Raw genomic sequence first — 2,991 nt, 5'->3', positions numbered from 1 at the left:
CATGTCCCGGAGCTGCTGTACAGAAACACCAAGTTCTTTGGCGAATTCTCCAATTTTCATCAATGCCATGGATACTGCCTCCACTATAATAATAATACCGTTTTCACAGGTGGAACACGAGATATTTCTAGAATGAACTACATACTATGTGATTACTTGAAACTGTTATGAGCCCATGGTTTTAATGGATTGTGAAAAGACCCAAGTCCCATGGAAAGTAATTCTTTTGGGATAAACTGAAAAGCCTGCCTAAAATGAAGCTCCAGGTCACTTTCATCAAATTTATTTTCATAGACAAAACGATTATGTCCTTGCTGCATTTCGATTGTTATCTGATTTAGATTCTTTTCATCTGAAGCCTTCAGATCTTTGAGTTTTCTCTTTATGAACCGCTCTTTATGCTTCAATTGTTCCATTTCCCGATGGACTTCATCGAGTTTATCTTCAAGCATTGTACAGAATTTATCTTCGTTTGGATTTTTCATATAGTCTTCAATTTCCGATAGAGACAAATTCATTTCCTTTAACATTTTGATGTATTCAAACGTTATGGATTGATCCGGTAAATAATATCGATAGCCTGACTCACTTCGAATGGCTGGTTGAAAGATCTGCTTATCATCGTAGTAATGAAGAGTCCGAATGTTGCCTCCACGAAATGCAGCAAATTGCTTAGCTCTCATAAGACTAGGCATAATCTTCATCAAATCCTGATCAGATAACCCATCCTGAATTCTTTTTCCAATATTTGAATGAAAAGAATTCAGCTGATCGTGACCGTTTTCAACAGTCTGTTTGTCCTTCTGTTTTTTCGCTGTATCATTCATAAATTATCTTTCCTGCCTGATTGAAGAGCCATTCTCCAATTCTTTGAAAAAAAAACAAAAAATCTTTCTTTTCCTCTTGAGTTTACACCTGCTGTAACCTTTAGACTTCAATCGATCACGAAAAGAAATGGAGAAAAACAATGAGCAACAAAGAAATGATTAAATTTGAAACAAACCAGAGTTCTCAAAATAATTCTGTGAATATACCTGCAGTTAAAAGCAGACAGCAAAATTTAAATGAAAAAGGGTCCGCTTTAATCATGCGGCCTATAAAGCAGGATGACCGCCCTGCTTTACGAAACATCATTCGAAAGACCTGGCATTATGATGAATTCTGCAAGGGACAGGCAGCTAATCAGCTCGCTGAAGTCTTCTTAACAAGCGTAGAAGCCGATTCGGATCATACCATCGTTATCGAAAGGGACAATAAACCGGTTGGCGTAATTATGATCATGGATGAACGAATAAAGTACAGACCTTTTATTCGCAGATGGAATCAAATCAAAGCGATCGTCTCCTTACCGCTAAGCAAAGATGGACGTCAGGCATCCAAACTATTTGGCAGCGTTAATTCTACGGATGTGATCCTCAGAAAAAAAGTGGCTAAAGATTTTGATGCACAGATACGCTTCTTTGCTTTGGATGTATCTGTTCGTGGATTAGGTCTAGGGAAAAAACTATTTGAAAGTGCACTCGATGCCATGAAGCAGATGAATATTGAATCCTTCTACCTCTACACGGATACATCCTGCAATTATCACTTCTATCAAAAAAGAGGAATGCACCAAGTCGCCTGCGAGCACCAAAAAATGACCGTTAACAATCAAAGCAGCTTCATGTCCTTCTTTCTTTATGAAGGGAAGGTCAGCCAGCTGATCTAATTTTCATCAGGAAGGACTCCTCCATCTATAAAAAATTTAATATCCTAAGAGCAGTATGGGATCGATCTAATCTACCATTCACCAATTATTGAATATGAAATATTCCAAAAAAATCGTTTCATCTCCTTAGATTTGATCCAAAATTTGATTTTTTTTACTTTTGAGCAAATCAGTTTGCACCAAATTTGCTGTAAGCTCTTACAATGGAATTAGAGAAGAATGGAACTGGAGATGATGATTTGTGGATCTCATTAGGAAGTACTTTGACTTACCCATTCATAAAAGAACCTGGCTGATGACCGAAGGATGTATGGTAATCAACCTGATTCTGGCTACTTTTCATCTGACTTTGGGTTTCTCGGGTCGTTCCGATCTGATGCTGATCATGGGATTTTTCTATGCTCTTCTTTCCTTCATGCGGTTTTTTTTAGCAAAATCAGTTCGATGTTATTTTAAGAACTGTCAGGATGATCGAATGCGGGGAACTTTGCTGCTTTCAGGAATGCTGATGATCATCCTTGGATTGATTCTTGGAAGAATCTTTACAAACATGGTTGAAAACAATCAGCCAGCAGACTTTGGAAATGCTTCAACCGTCCTCTTTTCGATTTTTGCGCTCTCCAAGATCGTGATGACCGGATATGGACTCAATCTTTCCAGAAAACAGAAAGATCCAATTTTTTCACTGATTCAAAGAACGACGCTGACCGAGACAATTTTCTGCAGCTTTTCCGTATGGCTTTCCCTGATCCCCTATATCACGGATCCAACATTACAGGAAACCCTGTTTTTGTACAGTGGAAATGTCTTTTCAGGCTTTGTTTTGATTATGGGACTAGTTAATATCTTTTCCTACCGTAAATATGAATCGTCTGTAAATCGGCTGAATATTCCTACCTATGAACAGGTCAATCAGACAAGAAACTTTATGATTGGGAATGATTTTTCAGATAATGAATTGATCTAAATGGATGTCCTGAACTTTTTTCCTATAAAGTTGCAGGACTTTTTGTATTCGTATTATTCGCAATGTCATTAAGTTAAGGAGTGTCTTCCATGCGGAATTCGCTCCTCGTTTTTTTGATTTTTAACACAAGCAGTGGAGTTGCTTCAAAAGTTTATAAATTATCCGAATATAGCACTTGACAGACCGAAACTCGGAACTAATCCATAATCCGAAGGATTTCGGAGGTGGTTATTTTGACCCATTCGAAATCCCCTAAACAGTATCGCCAAATCTTCTATTCTTACCTGGACGGTCTGGCAGACTGCCCGGATCGTTC

General features: G+C 38.0%; 3 protein-coding genes. 2 read left to right on the top strand and 1 reads right to left on the bottom strand.

What is annotated here, in order from left to right; genetic code table 11:
- Positions 1-152: 152 nt before the first annotated feature.
- Positions 153-827, bottom strand: coding sequence for a MerR family transcriptional regulator (locus BO222_RS00435; RefSeq protein ID WP_075817394.1), 675 nt, complete (start codon positions 825-827; stop codon positions 153-155).
- 140 nt (positions 828-967) lie between these two features.
- Between BO222_RS00435 and BO222_RS00430 the strand changes: the two genes are divergently transcribed.
- Together BO222_RS00430 and BO222_RS00425 are read left to right on the top strand one after the other, a co-directional pair.
- Entirely contained in the window at positions 968-1,708 is a 741-nt protein-coding gene (locus BO222_RS00430) for a GNAT family N-acetyltransferase (protein ID WP_083647600.1), read from the top strand.
- 241 nt (positions 1,709-1,949) lie between these two features.
- A complete protein-coding gene (locus BO222_RS00425) occupies positions 1,950-2,675 on the top strand; it encodes a hypothetical protein (RefSeq protein WP_143356866.1) in 726 nt (241 codons plus the stop codon).
- Positions 2,676-2,991 lie beyond the last annotated feature (316 nt).

Origin of the sequence: Ileibacterium valens, assembly GCF_001945525.1 — a bacterium.
GTDB lineage: Bacteria > Bacillota_I > Bacilli_A > Erysipelotrichales > Erysipelotrichaceae > Ileibacterium > Ileibacterium valens.
This window is presented reverse-complemented; position numbering and strand designations above follow the sequence as displayed.

Bases quoted from the DNA above. Each gene is read 5' to 3' on its own strand.
- BO222_RS00435 (WP_075817394.1), bottom strand. From the start codon at position 827: ATGAATGATACAGCGAAAAAACAGAAGGACAAACAGACTGTTGAAAAC.
- BO222_RS00430 (WP_083647600.1), top strand. From the start codon at position 968: ATGAGCAACAAAGAAATGATTAAATTTGAAACAAACCAGAGTTCTCAA.